15 protein-coding genes are annotated in these 15,040 nt (G+C 47.9%); 7 read left to right on the plus strand and 8 right to left on the minus strand.

Features of this window, described 5'->3' with window-relative positions; translation table 11 throughout:
* Positions 1 to 183 precede the first annotated feature (183 nt).
* The gene (locus tag JJU34_RS01970; RefSeq protein WP_228690638.1) at positions 184 to 1,590 is read right to left on the minus strand and encodes a hypothetical protein; all 1,407 of its coding nucleotides are present in this window, start codon (positions 1,588 to 1,590) and stop codon (positions 184 to 186) included.
* Positions 1,591 to 1,720: 130 nt separating this feature from the next.
* On the opposite strand from JJU34_RS01970, the gene proS reads away from it, so the two are divergent.
* The 3 genes from proS to floA all read left to right on the plus strand — a co-directional run bounded on the left by proS (position 1,721) and on the right by floA (position 4,853).
* On the plus strand, positions 1,721 to 3,202 hold the full coding sequence (gene proS / locus JJU34_RS01975; RefSeq protein WP_228690639.1) for a proline--tRNA ligase: 1,482 nt from the start codon (positions 1,721 to 1,723) through the stop codon (positions 3,200 to 3,202).
* 172 nt (positions 3,203 to 3,374) lie between these two features.
* Positions 3,375 to 3,836 carry an NfeD family protein gene (locus JJU34_RS01980; protein WP_228690640.1) on the plus strand — a complete coding sequence of 154 codons (462 nt, stop codon included), beginning with the start codon at positions 3,375 to 3,377 and terminating at the stop codon, positions 3,834 to 3,836.
* Between the two features lie 3 nt (positions 3,837 to 3,839).
* Positions 3,840 to 4,853, plus strand: coding sequence for a flotillin-like protein FloA (gene floA / locus JJU34_RS01985; protein ID WP_209332652.1), 1,014 nt, complete (start codon positions 3,840 to 3,842; stop codon positions 4,851 to 4,853).
* A gap of 141 nt (positions 4,854 to 4,994) precedes the next feature.
* On the opposite strand, the gene JJU34_RS01990 is transcribed toward floA, so the two are convergent.
* Complete coding sequence (locus JJU34_RS01990; RefSeq protein ID WP_228690641.1) at positions 4,995 to 5,606, minus strand: DUF2911 domain-containing protein; 612 nt, start codon at positions 5,604 to 5,606, stop codon at positions 4,995 to 4,997.
* 141 nt (positions 5,607 to 5,747) lie between these two features.
* Here JJU34_RS01990 and JJU34_RS01995 point away from each other — a divergent pair, with 141 nt between their 5' ends.
* Positions 5,748 to 5,924 carry a hypothetical protein gene (locus tag JJU34_RS01995; RefSeq protein ID WP_228690642.1) on the plus strand — a complete coding sequence of 59 codons (177 nt, stop codon included), beginning with the start codon at positions 5,748 to 5,750 and terminating at the stop codon, positions 5,922 to 5,924.
* A gap of 9 nt (positions 5,925 to 5,933) precedes the next feature.
* Here the strand turns inward: JJU34_RS01995 and chrA are convergent, their stop codons facing one another.
* Both chrA and JJU34_RS02005 read right to left on the minus strand, forming a co-directional pair.
* Positions 5,934 to 7,133, minus strand: coding sequence for a chromate efflux transporter (chrA, locus tag JJU34_RS02000; protein ID WP_228690643.1), 1,200 nt, complete (start codon positions 7,131 to 7,133; stop codon positions 5,934 to 5,936).
* 37 nt (positions 7,134 to 7,170) lie between these two features.
* Positions 7,171 to 8,151: a 2-oxoglutarate and iron-dependent oxygenase domain-containing protein gene (locus tag JJU34_RS02005; protein ID WP_228690644.1), complete on the minus strand. Its 981-nt coding sequence runs from the start codon at positions 8,149 to 8,151 to the stop codon at positions 7,171 to 7,173.
* An 81-nt stretch (positions 8,152 to 8,232) separates the two neighbouring features.
* On the opposite strand from JJU34_RS02005, the gene JJU34_RS02010 reads away from it, so the two are divergent.
* Positions 8,233 to 8,982, plus strand: coding sequence for a hypothetical protein (locus JJU34_RS02010; protein WP_228690645.1), 750 nt, complete (start codon positions 8,233 to 8,235; stop codon positions 8,980 to 8,982).
* A 5-nt stretch (positions 8,983 to 8,987) separates the two neighbouring features.
* On the opposite strand, the gene recO is transcribed toward JJU34_RS02010, so the two are convergent.
* Genes recO through JJU34_RS02025 form a run of 3 tightly spaced genes read right to left on the minus strand, consistent with a single transcriptional unit; the run spans position 8,988 to position 12,386 of the window.
* On the minus strand, positions 8,988 to 9,671 hold the full coding sequence (gene recO / locus JJU34_RS02015) for a DNA repair protein RecO (RefSeq protein ID WP_228690646.1): 684 nt from the start codon (positions 9,669 to 9,671) through the stop codon (positions 8,988 to 8,990).
* Positions 9,671 to 11,845, minus strand: coding sequence for a two-component regulator propeller domain-containing protein (locus JJU34_RS02020; protein ID WP_228690647.1), 2,175 nt, complete (start codon positions 11,843 to 11,845; stop codon positions 9,671 to 9,673). Before JJU34_RS02020 ends, recO begins: the two co-directional genes overlap by 1 nt.
* The gene (locus JJU34_RS02025) at positions 11,802 to 12,386 is read right to left on the minus strand and encodes a thymidine kinase (RefSeq protein WP_228690648.1); all 585 of its coding nucleotides are present in this window, start codon (positions 12,384 to 12,386) and stop codon (positions 11,802 to 11,804) included. The genes JJU34_RS02020 and JJU34_RS02025 overlap by 44 nt, the downstream gene beginning before the upstream one ends.
* Positions 12,387 to 12,534: 148 nt before the next feature.
* Here JJU34_RS02025 and JJU34_RS02030 point away from each other — a divergent pair, with 148 nt between their 5' ends.
* Positions 12,535 to 13,599 (plus strand): hypothetical protein, encoded by a 1,065-nt coding sequence (locus JJU34_RS02030; protein ID WP_228690649.1) that lies wholly within the window; start codon positions 12,535 to 12,537, stop codon positions 13,597 to 13,599.
* Positions 13,600 to 13,603: 4 nt separating this feature from the next.
* Complete coding sequence (locus JJU34_RS02035; RefSeq protein ID WP_228690650.1) at positions 13,604 to 14,290, plus strand: hypothetical protein; 687 nt, start codon at positions 13,604 to 13,606, stop codon at positions 14,288 to 14,290.
* 65 nt (positions 14,291 to 14,355) lie between these two features.
* Here the strand turns inward: JJU34_RS02035 and JJU34_RS02040 are convergent, their stop codons facing one another.
* Positions 14,356 to 14,613, minus strand: a complete 258-nt coding sequence (locus JJU34_RS02040) for a GIY-YIG nuclease family protein (RefSeq protein ID WP_228690651.1) — start codon at positions 14,611 to 14,613, stop codon at positions 14,356 to 14,358.
* Positions 14,614 to 15,040 lie beyond the last annotated feature (427 nt).

Here is a 15,040-nt window from a genome sequence, read left to right on the forward strand (position 1 = left end):
GTTGGTTAATCATTCTCCCGTGTTTCGCTTGCGTCATACCCGTCTGCCTTATATAGGCTCGATTTGATAGAATTAGTTAAGCGTTTCTAGATAGAAGTTTTCAGGCAAATAATATGCCTGAGAAAAAGGAAGGGGTTGATTTGCTTGTTCCTTCTAAAAATAATCAGAAAAAAAAAGAGGGAATTAATTCCCTCTTCTTCCTCCTCCGACGCTACCACCGCCGCCTCTGGAGACTCCTCCGCCTCCACCGCTAGGCGCACTGAATGTGGACCGTGATGGTGCTGGTGAGGAATACGTGCTTCGGCTCGGTGCTGTGGAGCGTTGGTTGTTGTATGTTGGTGCAGTGCTTCGGCTATTATAGCTAGGCGAAGATGTGCTTCTGTTGCTTGGCGCAGCAGACCTGTTATAAGATGGTGATGTAGACCTTGTAGGTGGTGTATACCCGGATCTAGTATTACCAGTGTTTACGTTTCTATTGTTAAAGTTACTCGGCGCAGCGGTCCTTGGAGCATTCGTGTTAGCTCTCGCATTTGGAGCTGCGTAAGTACCTCCTCGGGTAGCTGTAGAAGATGTTGGTCTGGTCACTACCGGTGAGCTTACATTCCTTCTTGCAGGTGTTGCTGAAGCCGATGGGTTTCTGTAGTAGTCATTTTGAGATCGACTAAAGCTATTTCTGTCGGCAGTAGAAGTTGCTTGGCGCGCATTAGGTCCTGCACCGATTGCTTCCCTTCTTGCATTTGCTCTGGTTGATCCCGGTTGTGCGGCCGCTCTACTTCTAGGAGTAGCATTTGCCAGAGAAGAACCCATAGAAGGCCTTGCGCCTCTCACAATCTGCCTTCCTCCAGCTTCGCCGCCAGGCATCACAATGATCGGGTTGAAGAACCCTGGTCGGTACATTCCGCCCATCATCCAAGGATCGTAAAATCCGAAACCAGGACGCATCATCCAAGGGTTACCGAAGGCAAGGCTAGTCCTCATCCAAGGATTTCCGAATCCCATTCCAAATCCTACATTAAACCCAGGTCGGAAACCAAATCCAGGTCCCCAGAATGGATCGAACATGCCCATGCCACCAAATCCGGGGCCCCAAAACGGATCGTAGAATCCACCCATCGGCCACATTCCCATGCCACCCATTGGCCACATTCCCATACCCATGCCCATGCCCATTCCAAATCGCGGACCTCCGAAGAAATTGTTGGTAATATTAGTAGATCCTCCACGGAAATTATCGTAAGCATCTATGTTACCTGCCTGAGGGGCCATGCTTTGTGTTTGAGAGTCGTCAAAATACACAGACCCTTCCTCTTCCGGCTGAGTGGACCGTTGGTATTTGGCTATGTATTCTGGATTTACGTTGCGGCTGGAAAAGTTTTCCAATTGCAAATCTGCGCTTGGGGCTTGTTCCAAACTTCTGAAGTTGTCCGCTGTATTGTTTCTGACCGCATATTCTGTGGCTATCTTTGCATCAGAAGCCATGAAATACAGGTTGTCCGTTTCCCCTTGCATGGCTAGCTGGCCTGTGCTACAGGAAGCCAAGCCCATTAGGGCAACAACGCTAGCGTACCGGATTGGATTTAAGTTGTTCATAGGAATGTAATTTATTACTCTCTTTTCTATATACGACAGGATAGCAGGAGGGTTATCATTTTTTAAATTATCTTTGCCGAAATTCTAACTTCGAATATAACGAGTTTTTTTAAATACAACAAAAATAAAAATGAGCAAAGGATTGCCAAAAAGGAGCGAAGACTATTCGCTGTGGTACAATGAATTAGTGAAACGCGCTGATCTAGCTGAAAATTCTGCCGTGCGGGGCTGTATGGTCATCAAACCTTATGGATATTCTATTTGGGAAAAAATGCAGGCCGAGCTGGACAGAATGTTTAAAATGACGGGACATACCAATGCCTATTTTCCATTGTTTATTCCGAAGTCGTTTCTTTCCAAGGAAGCTAGCCACGTAGAAGGCTTTGCCAAGGAGTGCGCAGTAGTAACCCACTACCGTCTGAAAGGCGATGAAAGCGGTAAAGGCGTGGTGGTGGACCCTGATGCCAAACTGGAAGAAGAGCTCATTGTCAGACCTACTTCGGAAACAGTCATTTGGAGTACCTATAAGAATTGGATACAATCCTATAGGGACCTCCCACTGCTCGTAAATCAATGGGCAAATGTGGTTCGCTGGGAAATGCGGACACGGCTGTTTCTCCGTACTGCGGAATTTCTCTGGCAGGAAGGCCATACTGCTCACGAAACAAGGGAAGAAGCGATTCAGGAAACCGAGCGAATGCTGGGGGTTTACGCAGACTTTGCAGAAAACTTCATGGCAATGCCCGTAGTCAAAGGAAAGAAATCCGAGAGTGAGAAATTTGCCGGAGCGGTGGATACATATTGTATAGAGGCCATGATGCAGGACGGGAAAGCTTTGCAGGCAGGAACTTCCCATTTTTTGGGGCAGAATTTTGCCAAAGCATTTGATGTGAAGTTTGCCACACGGGATGGTGGTCTGGAACATGTATGGGGCACCTCTTGGGGAGTAAGCACTCGCTTGATGGGAGCACTTATCATGGCCCACTCGGATGACCAAGGGTTGGTACTACCGCCTAAGCTCGCACCTATTCAGGTGGTGATCGTACCGATTTTCAAAAGCCAGGAGGAGTTGGCGGCAATTTCTGTCAAAGCCACCGAAATCATGCAGGGCCTTTGGGCACGGGGTATTTCGGTCAAGTATGACAACCGGGACACGTATAAGCCTGGATGGAAGTTTGCGGAATATGAACTTAAGGGCGTGCCGCTACGAATGGGTATAGGCCCCAGAGATCTGCAAAACAATACCTTGGAGTTAGCTCGTAGGGACACCCTTTCTAAGGAATCGGTGAACTTAAGCGAAGTAGACATTGTGGCCAAAGTGGAGGCCCTTCTGGAGGAGATTCAGCAGTCAATTTATCAAAAGGCCTTTGCCTTTAGGAGTGAGAAAACCTCCCTTGCGGATACTTGGGAGGAGTTCATCGAAGTTTTGGAAGGAAAAGGCGGATTCGTATCGGCGCATTGGGATGGGACAGCCGAGACCGAGGAAAAGATCAAAGAGCTTACCAAGGCGACCATTCGCTGCATCCCGCTCGACCAACAGCCCGAAGAGGGATGGTGTATTTACTCAAAGAAACCCTCCAAGGGAAGGGTATTGTTTGCGAAGTCCTATTAGTGGGGAATTTGGTGATAGAAATTGGTGGCCCGGCTGGAATGCTGGGCTATTTTTTTGCGAAGTGCTTGTTTGGAAATTCAGGGCACATAGGCATGGATTAAGGATTTACCAGAGCATGCTTTCTAATGCCAAATAAAAGCCCTATTTTCAACCTGGAATAGGACGGGGCATTATGACGGCACTAATCATTATCAGTTTGGTTGTTTTTGGAGCGATATTGCTTCTGGCAGAAATTATTTTCATACCAGGCACCACGCTGATTGGTCTTTTGGGGCTAGTGTTTACTGCGGTTGGTGTTTTCTATGCCTACAAGGAACTAGAAGCCAGTTCGGCATCCCTCGTATTTGCGGGAACAGCCGTGATCAACGGGGGCCTCCTGATCTTTGGATTTAAGTCAGGAATGTGGAGCCGCTTTTCACTAAAGGATACGAATACGAGTAGGACCTTTGATGATCGCTTTGTGGGGCTTCAGGTGGGCCAAGAAGGTCGAACAAAGTCGGACTGCAAACCGTTTGGAAAGGCAGAGTTTGGAGATAAAATTTATGAAGTGAAATCTGAAGGCGGTTTTTTAGCGACCAATACTCCGGTTTACATATATAGATTGGAAAACAATAAAATAATTATAAAACAATAAGCTATGGATTTATCGAATTCGACTTTTATTCTGCTGTCCGTTTTTGCGGGGCTCATCGTACTGTTTATTTTCCTGTATTTCGTTCCCGTAAACTTATGGATCACCGCCATATTTTCCAATGTGAAGGTAGGTTTGCTCGAACTTGTCGGTATGCGTATCCGAAAGGTGCCTCCCAGCGTAGTTGTCAATTCACTGATTACGGCGACCAAAGCGGGTTTGAACCTTACCACCAACGACCTTGAGACCCATTACCTAGCGGGTGGAAACGTACCAAACGTCATTCGTGCGCTGATTTCGGCGGATAAGGCAAACATTAGCCTTTCCTTCAAACAGGCCACGGCGATTGATCTAGCTGGAAGAGACGTGTTTGAAGCCGTTCAAATTTCGGTAAACCCCAAGGTAATCAATACCCCCAATGTAGCGGCAGTTGCCGCTGATGGGATACAGCTCATTGCTAAGGCACGGGTGACGGTCCGTGCAAATATCGCTCAGTTGGTAGGTGGTGCCGGTGAGGAGACAATCCTGGCGCGTGTAGGTGAAGGTATTGTGACGTCTATAGGTTCAGCAAAGAACCACAAGCACGTGTTGGAAAACCCCGATAATATTTCTAAGCTGGTATTGGAAAGGGGCTTGGATGCAGGTACTGCTTTTGAGATTCTGTCCATCGATATAGCAGACATTGACGTGGGAACCAACATTGGCGCAAAACTGCAAATAGACCAAGCTTCCGCGGACTTGAAAGTGGCCGAGGCAAGGGCAGAAGAAAGACGGGCGATGGCGGTCGCATTGGAGCAGGAAATGCGGGCTAAAAATGTGGAAATGCGTGCCAAGGTGACCGAGGCCGAGGCCGAGATTCCAAAGGCAATCTCCGAGGCTTTCAAATCCGGCAACTTGGGCATCATGGATTACTATCGCATGGAAAATGTGAAATCGGATACCAGTATGCGGGATTCTATCGCCAAATCAGACACCGATCAGGGAGGCGAGCGCAATAAAGGAGGCGAGAAAAAGTCATAACCCGTTGAATTGAACAAATCATATTGTCCCTGATCCAAGATGGTCGGAGGCGCATCAAAAGAAATCCCGGTAGTTTGTATCTACCGGGATTTTTTTTACGTTGATTGGATAGGCAAGGTGCCTGAGTGGTTTCCTGTTGAATTAGGGGGCAAGAATCCCTTTGAAACCTTCCATTTTTTGGTTGACTTGCGTGTCTACCTTGAACGACAGCTGAACCTTTTCCCATGACATGGTGATTTTTGCCATTTGGTTGTCTTCGGCAGAAATGGTGTAAATAAGTCTCTCTTGGGTTTCGGAGGTGCGAACGGGCGTAGTTTTTACTGCTACAATATCGTCTTTGGCCAAGGCGTCTTCATTGATCTTGTCATTTTCCATATAGGCATAGATGGCATTGCCTTTCCCATTGATATGGATGGTCCAATCGCCGGTAGCCTGTGGAGTGATGAAAACCGTATACTTACCGGCAGGGATATTTTTGCCACCGATGTTCACCGCAGTGCTAAATTCGATGGTTGTGGGGGCATTTGCACCGGCTCTCCAGGTTTCGCCGTATTTTTGAAGTCCTCCAAAAATCGTTCTTCCTTTAACAGCAGGAGAGGAGTAGTCCATACTGATTTTGGTAAATCCCACATTTTGAGATACGTGTGCCGCAGGACTTGCGGCAGGTGCCTGCAACTGGGCTACAGCCAAGTGGGGAGCGCTCCCCAGAAATAACAAGAATAGGCCAAGAAGGATCAAACTGTGTTTTCTCATATTTTTTAGGTTTATGTTTCTTTGGCATGAAATTACAAAATGGTTTTGGATTTTCATGCGCGTGCCACAGGATGAATTCGATTAAATACTGCTTGATTTAATCGGATGGGGTTATATTTGCGGACTTCACTAGTAGCAAGGATGATGCAAATTAAGCAAATACGTGTAATCGTGGCGTTGGTGGGGCTGATCGCTGCATTGGTGTATCTGTCCTACTTGTTTGGTTGGTTAATCGTACCGGGGGTTTCATGGATATCAGGCATTGTGGTCATTGGGAGCTACCTGTTGGGGGTTTATCTTCAGCGGTTAGATACCTGAGGAAAACATTCACTGAATGGCCCAGTTGTACACGATGCCTGCGACAACACCGATAACAATGATGAGTGGCGAGGGTACTTTGCTGAATTGCAGGAGCGCATAGGTGCCGATAATGGCGGCAATGTTGAAAAAGTTGTTTTCCAAGGGTTCGAACAGTAGGTAGGCAGCGGCCATCAGCATGCCGCAGCTGACGGCGTTGATACCTTCCAACGCCGCACGGACAGGGCGGTATTTTTTGAGGGCATCCCAAAACCGGATCACAAAGAAGATTAGGAACGTTCCAGGCAGAAAGATACCGGCAGCAGCGATCAGGCCACCCATCGCAAATCCCATCAGCCCCCACTCCCTCATGGAAAGTGCGCCAATATAGGAACTGATGCTAAAGGTGGGGCCCGGGATGCTTTGGGAGATGGCATAGCCAGTCAGGAACTCCTCGGAGCTGAGGTATTGCTTGAACTCTACAAATTCGGTAAAGAGATACGGCACCAATACCTGCCCACCTCCAAAGATCAGGCTTCCGTTACGGTAGAAGTTTTCGAATAGACGGACCGGCAAGAACCTCGTATAATGCCCCAGAACCGCAGCGACTACCAAAACCCCTCCCCAAAGCAGAAAATTGCTCCACTCGATTTGAATTTTAGAGTCTTCTTCGATTACCGGTTGCCGTTTGTAATTGTGGGTGGTGATCAGTCCCCCAATGAACAACATGACTGGAAATATAAAGGGTGAATTGTAAAAGAAGGCCACGAAAGCAGCAATCATCATCAGGATGGCTGCCTCCACCGTGTGGATCATTTTCCGGATGGTCACTTGGGCGGCATAAATGATGTACCCAATGGCCATTGGCTGGATAAATTTGGCGAAATTTAACGAGCCGGGTGTATTTTCCTGCAGGTGTTCGATCAAAAAAGCCGTGCCGGTCATTAGTATGGTTGCAGGGAGCACCCATACGGTCAGAGAAAGGTAGGCCAATGCCGGTCCACCGATACGGTAACCGATAGCCGAAATGGTCTGCGTGGAGGTAGGTCCAGGGAGAACTTGGCAAAGTGCGTTTAATTCCAGCAGGTCCTTTTCGGTGATGTACCTTCTTCGGTGTACCATGGTGTCTATCACCATGGCTAGGAATACCTGAGGACCGCCAAACGCCGTTAGGGAGAGTACCAATACATCCTTTAGGAAGATATAATATCGGACTCTTTTGATTTCCATATCGCTATCGTTCGTCGGACCAGGTATGCATCGTCGATTATTTTTTCAACCCAAGTTCGCGGAGCCTTTCCTCCAGGAACTGACCAGCAGTCATGTCTGTAAAGGCTTTTGGGTTTTCCGAATCCACACAGCCCTCCAGGCAGGTAAGGTCCATTTCTGACCTTGGATGCATAAAAAAAGGAATGGAGTATCGGCTTGTATTCATCTTATCCCTTGGAGGGTTTACGACCCGGTGGATGGTAGACTTGAGTTTCTTGTTGGTTAGCCGCTCCAGCATGTCACCCACGTTTACTACCAGTTGTTCAGGAAGTGCCGTGATGGGGATCCATTTGCCGTCTCTCCTCAGTACTTCCAGTCCGTCCGCACTAGCTCCCATCAACAGCGTGATCAAGTTGATGTCACCGTGTTCCGCAGCCCTCACCGCATCTTCCGGCACCTCTTCCGGATTGGTGATAGGAAAATAATGGATACATCTCAAAATGGAATTCCCGAAGCGCACTTTTTCCTCAAAGTAATCCTCTGGCAATGCAAGATGTAGTGCAATGGCCCGAAGCATGTTTTTACCGGCTTCTTCGATGGCTTTAAACACGTCGATGGCTATCTGCTCAAATTCAGGGATTTCCGATGGCCACACGTTGGAAGGGTATTCCTGTTTCACGGGGTCCTCATCCGGAATCGCATGTAGATCCTGTCCCACATGATAAAATTCCTTCAGGTCTCCTGTGTTTCGACCTTTGGCGTGTTCTTTTCCTTTGCCGGTATAGCCTCGTTGGTAGCCAATTTCGGGGTGCTCATAGGCTGATTTTTTACCATCTTCCAATGCGAAGAACCGCTGGATCACTTGATAGAGTTTATCCTGTAACTCGTCACTCAAGCCATGGTTTTTGATGGCTACGAAGCCAATGTTTTGGTAGGCGTCTCCCAAGCGTTTCACAAATTCGGTTTTCTTCGCACGGTCACCAGAGGTGAAGTCAGCTAGATCCAAAGAGGGTACTTCTTGGTATAAAATTTCACTCATGGGGTTTTACTTTTTGTCCTGCAAGGTAAATTTTTTTACCCTAATTTTAAATACCTTTACGCCAATATACCGATGAATACAATGAACCGAAAACTTTTTCTGTGCCTATTGGTACTATCGTATGGAATGGCCGCCTGCTCTGGTCGGGTATCCGAAGAGCAACGTACTGAAGAAGGAATTGCCGAGCCTGAAACAGTACAATTGGTACCGATTGTGGCCGATCCCATGCCCACGGCCTCTTTTCCGGACGCCATGCTGGAGATGTACCGCCCCTTGGGCAACGAGAAATTCAACGAAGGAAAAGTCGGGTTTGAATTTAACATCAAAAACCACCCCTTCGGATCCCAACGTCCCATCATGCTTGCGATCAATGGCTCTAATCCGGAGGAGATTCCCCATGCGGTGTTTTCGAAGAGCCTTAGCCAGGGAACCTACCGGGCAGTGGCCTATCTGACCGATGAAAAGGGCTTGATGCTAAAGGATTTTGGTAACTACGTGGATAGAGACTTCATGGTGGGAGACTCCCGGTCGTTTCCTGCTGCGGATGAACCCTATTTAGTGGTCAATCTGCCGCGCGACGGAGCATCCATAGTACAGGGAGAAAGCCTGATCGTAGATTTTTTGGTCGTGTGGGGAGATATGGTAGCTGATGGATTGGAAGTGAGGGTTACCCTAGACGGGTTTGAATATCAAACGCAAAAGCAGGAAACGCTGGAACTGAAAAACCTCCCTAAAGGTGATCACGTGATCCGCTTACATTTGTTGAGAAAAGACGGAAAAGAACTCTTAAATGCATTTTCTTCGGTGTCCCGGCGTATATCGGTAAAGTAGCCATATTACATAAGACTTCGCAGCACAGGCAAGGATTTGACTTCACCAAAGTTCTCTAGGTGGATCTGGTAGAATACCAGCAGGTCGTCCATCAACTCCCGTTTTAAGGAGCTGGGAAAGGATTTCTCCCCATGTAAACCCTGGTTGATCAGCATGGTTAGTAATTCGCTTTTGGCCTGGTGGTTGCTTCCGGCCCGGTTAATGGGAAGTTGTTCGTAAAACTGCTCGGCGTCTTCCGGTTCGAATCCCAAATAGCTTGTCAGTTGTACCAAAAAGGCTAGTGGAAAAATCCCTAGATTGGCCTGTTCTCTGTCTAGGTGACAGATTAGTTCATATAGAAAGTCAAATAAGGCTTCGTTTTGATAGTGCTCTGCGATAGATCGGTTCAAGGTTTCGACTATGAACAGCGCGATTCCCGAACGGTGAAACTCAAATGGCAGACGGGTAAAGGTGTGATCCAGGCGTGCCTCTGAGATCCGGTGGATATTGCGGTTCTCCTTGTCATACACCACCAAGTCTAGCAAGGTCAAGGGCTGATACAAGGCCATTTTCGATTTTGCCTTTGCGCTTCTGACACTATTGACTACATAGGATTTTAGCCCCAGTTCGCGGGTGAATACCTGCACAATAATGGAGGAGTCTCGGTACTTCAAATATCCGATAACGATTCCCTTGGTTTTTTTTAGCATTACATCACAAGAAATTTACCGGCCAAACGCTCATTGCCAGCTTCATCAAGTACATAGACAAGGTAGATACCGGGACTTATCCGCGTGCCGTCGCTGCGGCGTAGATTCCACGTTACCTTGCCTCCGGCTACCTGCATGGAAGCGACTACTCTTCCTGAACTATGAGAGATTTTTAATGTGGCAAAGTCCGTCAAGCCCTCGATGCTTAACACGCCGCCAAAGTTCGCACGCACCGGATTTGGATAGATTTTTAAATTTTCCAGCCGTTCGGATGCCAAAATGGCTCCTGATCTATAGGAAACAGCACCGCGGTCTGTCCCGACAAAGAGTTCACCGGAAGCTTCGTTTAGCGCCATCGAACGAATTCCTAGGTCCGGCAAGAGACTGTTTTCAGGAGTGAAATGCTGCAGCAGCTCGGTGAAATTTTGCGAAAACTGCCAGATTCCCTGGTTTGAAGTACCCGCCCAAATGCTTCGGTCTGGAGCAGTCAGGACCTGGGTGACCGACGTATTGGCCAAAACCTGCCGGTTCTGGAAAATGGGGAGAACGGCGTTTAATGCGGTGTTTTGAGTGACCAAACTGGCATTGAAAAAGTACCCAAGTCCCTGTGTAGTGGCCACCCATAGATTATCTGCATTGTCCAAAAAGATGTCCTGTACCGTATTGGAGGGAAGCCCTCCTTGGTCCTGTGTATTTCCAAGTGTTCGGTCCAGACCATTTTGTAGATGTACTACTCGGAGATTTCTACCCGGTCTGCTATCCTCCAGTATCCAAAGATTGTCGTTTCCGTCTACAAGGATTTTTTTAGGTGCTTGTAGGCCCGAAATTTGCAGCGCAATTGCCTGCCCATCTGGATCAAGTACGGTTAGGTTGGATTGGGGGCCCTGTACGAATGCATAGAGATTTCCCCTCCGATCCGAAGCCAATGCTTCGATGGGCTGATTCGGAGGTAGTAATGGATCGGTGACTGGTCGCAGGGTCTCCCCAGTCCATTGGTAAAGCCCTTGTTGGGTTCCAACGTACCAAGTTCCCACTATATGTGCCAGGCTTGTCAGGGTTTCCGTAGTCTCAACGGGATGCCAGCTTCCTGTAGCAAATACGTCTAGGAAATTAGTCGACCGCTCAAAGGCGACGGTTTGGCCTCCCGCTGAATAGAATGTTGGCCGATTTCCCCGGATTCCGGAAGGGGTTAAGCGGCTGGTTTCGGGCATTTTTACCAGGCCTTCCCCGGGAATGGCCAGGTATAGCGCATCGTCAAAGAGCAAGTAATCGGTGAATGGATCTTCCGTGCCAAATCCGGTAGGCTGTAAACTGCCATCTATGTGGAGTCTGTAAAACAGGCCACCCATGTGAAAAATGAGACCTTCTGGAGTAGGCTTGGTCCCCGTAATTTCAGAGGTGCCCACTACCCATTCTGCTACTTGGTTGCTAAGTTCATACAGCTGCCGGTCTGCGCCCACTAGATAGCATATGCCGCCGCTCACGTGCAATTCCTCCATACTTGGTAAACCTGGGAGTGGTACGCGTTGCCAAAGGCTGAAATCATTTAGGTTCGCATCTAGGCTTCCGTAGTATAGGCCGTTTTCTGTAAGAATATAGATTTCCTGATCCAATACGACGATATCCAAGATCGGCAGTGACGAGCCTGAGGGGCCCAAGTTAAAGAAGGCCTGTCGAATAAAGCCCTCTTGAATAGAAATGGAGGCCACCCCAAAATCACCGGCAATCCAAGCTGTATCCCCTTTTAGGAAGAGGCGGTTAATCTGTTTTTGGAGGATTAACGGGTTGTTTTTTAGGTCATTGATCCGTTGAATACGTGTTTCGTTGATCAGTTCCAATGTGCCGTCCGCATAGGCCAATACCAACGTTTTAGATTGGGGATCGTAGGCCATGCGGCGAAAGGATTGCGCATACAAGCCTTCAGCTTTCCCAAGCGGGCTCGGGTTTGGCGTAGCCTTAGAGACAAAGAACAGGCTACTTTCTCCAAGGGCAAAGACGGTACCATCCGCTCCGACAAGTTGGCTGATTTGGCTATAATTTCCGTGAGTTCTCCAGGTACCCACCGCAATGTTTTCTTGGCCCCATGCTGGCATTGCAGTCAAAGAGACCATCAGGAAGGCAATGAGTAGCCTATCTTTTACCCTCAAAAAAACATTTCCTACACCTTGCCTCATAACTTTGCTTTTCACCGAGAACTACCTTTTCCTTGTCTGTGGTCAGCCGGTAGCTGAACGCAGCCAATTCGCCGCACTTCATACAGATGGCGTGGACCTTCGTCACAAATTCCGCCACCGCCATCAGTTGAGGCATGGGGTCAAAAGGATTACCCTCAAAGTCCATATCCAGTCCTGCCAGGATGACACGTTTTCCCGCCCGAGCCAATTTTACAGCTACGGGGACAATCTGCGCATCAAAAAACTGCACTTCGTCGATGCCCACTACATCGCAGTTTCCAGCAAGGAGCATGATGTCATCTGCAAAATGGACCGGGGTGGACCGAATGGCGTTGGCATTGTGGGAAACCACATCCACTGCATGATAGCGCTGATCGATCACGGGTTTGAAAATCTCTACCCGTTGCCGTGCGATGAGTGCTCTGTTTAGCCTTCGGATAAGTTCCTCTGTCTTGCCCGAAAACATCGAACCACAAATGATCTCTATCTGTCCTTTGCGTTCTGGTTGGTTGGATTTTCCGGGAGAGGGTTCTATAAACATGGGTATGGTATTATCCCTTAATCATTTTTTGCTGGTTTTTGTGTCATTAAATTCAATAACTTTACCTCAAATATGCACGCTTGTCGTTATTCAAATGATGCTGTTTAGGCATGAGTATGTCTGATAAAAATATTGAAGTAGAATTAGCATGGCACAATCACTAGACCAAAGTTACTTAAAAGAATATTCACAGCAATTTACCGAGCGGATTTGTTCCGGGTTTTTTGCCACCAAGGAGTTTATTGGTGGCTCCGAGATCGTTGCCCTTACACCTTGCAAACAGCTTAACCTGATGGTAATTAAGTCACTTTTTGTGGCTTGGCAGTCGGAACTGGAGAAGATGAAAAAGAATCCCTTTTTCGATTATGGTGACGAGGCGGTGCAGGAAGCACTGGAGTCATTTATGAATACCCTTTCCCAGGCTATCCGGGTGTCTCGGTCTAACTTTATGCCCTTGCTGCGCCAGGCTGTAGAAGATACGATTGTTCTGGCAGTGGATCCCAAGGCGTTTTTGGAGATTGAACTTGCATACAGCGCGGGTAGGAAATTGCAAACCTATTTTAAGGAAAACAAAAAGTACATCAAATGGCACGCGGTCCCTTGGATGGAACTGGTCGAGGCTACCGAGCGATTCAGTCTGCCCGAAAGCTTGTCCATGGCATTCGACGAGATTCTGGCCAATCATACATCGGACCTAGCGGATCCGGTAGACCTGCTTAAGCCTTTGCAGGAAGTGTTGGAATTGGACATCGATGCATTACTGGGGCTAGGGGAATTACCCGCAGCCGAGGTAACGGATACTTACAAACCATTGCCCGCACTGAAAGTTGGCTCTGAAAGCCAAGATAGTCCCGAGCCATCCTATGAAGAGGAGCTGCCCGCCATTGGTGCCGCTGGTTCTGGGCAGATAGACCCGGCACTTGCCTGGGCCCGGTTTGAGCGGGAGTCGTACGGACTGATTAAAGGGACTGTACGTAGTTTGGCAGAAGATATTGGCATCAATCAACGGTTTATGTTCACCCGTAAACTGTTTCTGGGGAATCCAGAGACTTTGAACAAAGCGCTTTCAGACTTGGATGCAGCAGACAGTTTTTTCGAGGCTATTGAGCTCTTGAACAGTACGTATATGCCACAGCTAGGCTGGGAACTGCAGTCAGAGGAACTTACAGAGCTGCTTTTTTTGGTTTTTCGAAAATTTGCTGCCAGAAATTGAAACAATGGACCTGCGCGCGCATTATGATATGCTAAACCTTGAGGCAAGGAGGGCGGTCGAGCTTGCGGGTTTCGATTTCGATACACAGATCAATGATCCTCACGATGACAGGAGGGGCTTGACGCTCCTATTTAGGCCGGATGAGGCACTAGCGAATTCTTTCGGCGGGTTTACCTCGGCTATTCAGGACGTATTACCAGGTCATTATTACTACAGTCGGTCAGACTTTCATGTGACAGTCATGCCGATTGTTTCCTGCTATTCTGGGTTTTCCTGTGATGGATTAGACTTGGATGCATATCGGAGTCTCATCCAAGATGCCATCGCGGGAGTGGGGAGCATTCCAATCCAATTTACAGGCGTGTTTATGTCGCCTTCCTGTTTGATGATTCGGGGATATCCCCAAAACAACGAGTTGGAAAAACTACGAAACAACCTGCGGGTGGCTTTTGGGGGCAGTAATTTGGAACGGTCTTTGGACAAGCGCTATAAACTAGTGACTGCGCATTGTACCGTGGTCCGCTTTCAGCAGGAGGTAGTGGCTCCGGCAGCTTTTTGGGAAGTAATGCAGCACTTTAGTGCGTTTGATTTTGGTATGCAGGTATTTGAGGATTTGGAGTTTGTGTTTAACGATTGGTACCAACGGGTAGAGTTGGTCAAGCGTTTAGCGAATTTTAAGTTGGGGGAATAGGGGCAAATGTCAAAAAAAGAGACGGATCACTCATCCCGTTTTATTCGCCAGGGCCGATGGATTTATTACTGGATTTGACTTTGATCAATGAGTTTTAGCAAGTATTTCCGGGATTTCATTCTTTTTATCTGAAGTTCCCGTTTTCTGGCTTCCGATTTTGAATCAGCGGGTTCCAGATATACGATTTTCCATTCGGGAGCCCCTCTTTTTGTAAAGGGTGTTGCACCGCAGTTGTGGTGAGAGAGTCGGTTAGACATATCCTCTGCGGATCCGATGTAGAATCGGTCGATTTTAGGCGAATAAAGGATGTAGACGGTGTACATGTCTTTTTTCCTAAAAAATTATAAAAAGTGGAGTATAACAGATTCGAACCAATGACCTTCCCGACCCGTGTCGGGACGCTCTAGCCAACTGGGCTAATCCGACCGTTATATAGTCTGTTTGCCACTATAACATTTCCGACAACTGTCGCGACCTTTCAGTCTAAGACTTTTTTATCTGGTGGAAGATAACGGATTCGAACCGATGACCTCCCCGACCCGTGTCGGGACGCTCTAGCCAACTGGGCTAATCCGACCTTTATATAGTCTGTTTGCCACTATAACATTTCCGACAACTGTCGGGATCTTTCAGTGAAAGACTTTTTTATCTGGTGGAGGATAACGGATTCGAACCGATGACCTTCCAGACCCGTGTCGGGACGCTCTAGCCAACTGCGCTAATCCGACCTTTATATATTCTAATTGCCAC

It is taken from the genome of Lunatimonas sp., assembly GCF_020832325.1.
Lineage (GTDB): Bacteria > Bacteroidota > Bacteroidia > Cytophagales > Cyclobacteriaceae > Lunatimonas.